Origin of the sequence: Streptococcus mitis, assembly GCF_946188375.1 — a bacterium.
Lineage (GTDB): Bacteria > Bacillota > Bacilli > Lactobacillales > Streptococcaceae > Streptococcus > Streptococcus mitis_CX.
This window is the reverse complement of record NZ_CAMHUS010000021.1, coordinates 1-1,662: the sequence shown is the minus strand read 5'-3', so window position 1 is coordinate 1,662 and position 1,662 is coordinate 1. Positions and strand designations below refer to the sequence as shown.

General features: G+C 33.3%; 2 protein-coding genes. Both read left to right on the top strand.

Translation table 11 applies throughout. The features are described 5' to 3' along the window. The first annotated feature begins 252 nt into the window (after positions 1 to 252). Complete coding sequence (locus tag N8M16_RS10015) at positions 253 to 822, top strand: hypothetical protein (protein WP_153197743.1); 570 nt, start codon at positions 253 to 255, stop codon at positions 820 to 822. A 548-nt stretch (positions 823 to 1,370) separates the two neighbouring features. Next, on the top strand, positions 1,371 to 1,662 hold a 292-nt coding region (locus tag N8M16_RS10010; RefSeq protein WP_261070143.1), incomplete at its 3' end, for a replication initiation protein.

Below are 1,662 nucleotides of genomic sequence, written 5' to 3'. Positions count from 1 at the left end.
TCAAAAAAGAATATACCAAAATTTATCAGCTTGATGAAAATGATTTTGAACTATTGAGAGATAAATGTAAAGATGTTATAAAATTTAATTGGTAGTAGAAAAGGAGCGGTTTATTTTAACCGCTCCTTTTTTCGCACTATTATTATATTATACCATAAAATTTTATTAAAAAACAGACTTGTTTTTTTTGTTGAAAAGTAGTAAATTGAGGGTGAAAAAATAAAAAATATTTTAATTTAAGGAGGTCGTCTTATGAAAGCGAACGTTAAGAAGATAATTGTTGTCTCTAGTGTCGCATTATTACTATCGGGTAATGTTGCCCCTGTTTTTGCGTTGACTAATCAGAGTCATGAACCTGATGTAGGATACATGAAATTGGCTGCGACTGATGAAATGGCTGGCGAAGTTACATTTTCTAATGCTGATGTTCTTAAGGCGGCCGAAGATTTGTATAACCAAGGTTTGTTCACTAAAGAACAGTATAACATTGTTTTTTCCGCATTTACTGAAAGGTTTGGAATTAAAGGAGAAAATAAAGTAGTTCATTTAGGGGATGGCTTGATGGATGTATATATCAATAATGTCACTTGGAGTATACTGATAGGATTAGGAGGTGCAGGTGCAGGTGCTTTATTAGGAGCAATTCCGGGACTGAGTGCCGGTTGGGCAGCAATGATAGGTACAGTAGCAGGAGCAGGAGGAAGTGCGTATTTGGGTGCTGAGCGGGGAGTAATTGTTAGAATGAAACAAGTATATGAACCACCTACTGAATATTCAGGGTCAAAGAGTTACCCTAGAGTTATAGATGTTAGAGAACAATGATGTCTTTTTTTGAAAGCGCATTCTACTACTTTGTGGTTAAAATATTTCCCGCGATATCTGTTGTTTTAGGGGTTGCGATTATGCAATTTTTAAAAAGAAAAAAAAGTAAAAAACTCTCTCCAAAAAAAACTGTAGATTATTAGTTAAAGGTTTAGATAAAAATAAAAGGCTGGTATTAAATATCAGCTTTTTATATCGGGTACAGTTTCGACTGATTCCAACCCAGAGGGTATTAATTTTAAATCTAATAAATAAATTGATTTATAAATGGGGGAGAGGAGAGCGAACGAAGTGAGTCTCTCTTTTTATTATATATTTAATTAATGTTTAATATATATTTAGCCCATCCACGAGCCTTAGAGCGCCAAGGAGTTTCAGACTTTATCAATAACAAAATGTCGGTTCTTCGATAACAAAATGTCGGTTCTTCGATAACAAAATGTCGGTTCTTCGATAACAAAATGTCGGTATATAAAAACATAATTTAAAACTTGTTTTTATAATAAAAATAGAGTATAATAAAAACATAAACTAAAAGAGGTTTTTATATGGCCAACGAAGTAGTAAAACACCATAACGACTTAAACACCGTCATTATGAGAAAATGGACTGCGGAGGAGATGAATTTCTTCTTTGCGATCATTGCAAAAGCGAGGGATAAAGGGACTTCTGACCTTGTTTTCAATAAAAATCAGCTAGCTGAATTAGCGGACTATTCTATCCAACATAACAAACGATTCTATGATACAATGGATAGTCTTGCTAATAATATAAGCCAGCTAAGATATATCGAAAAAACAAGCAATTCTATTGAGTATATGCCACTGTTTACACGTTTTC

Coding starts and splice junctions, on each gene's coding strand:
- N8M16_RS10015 (WP_153197743.1), top strand. CDS start 253: ATGAAAGCGAACGTTAAGAAGATAATTGTTGTCTCTAGTGTCGCATTA.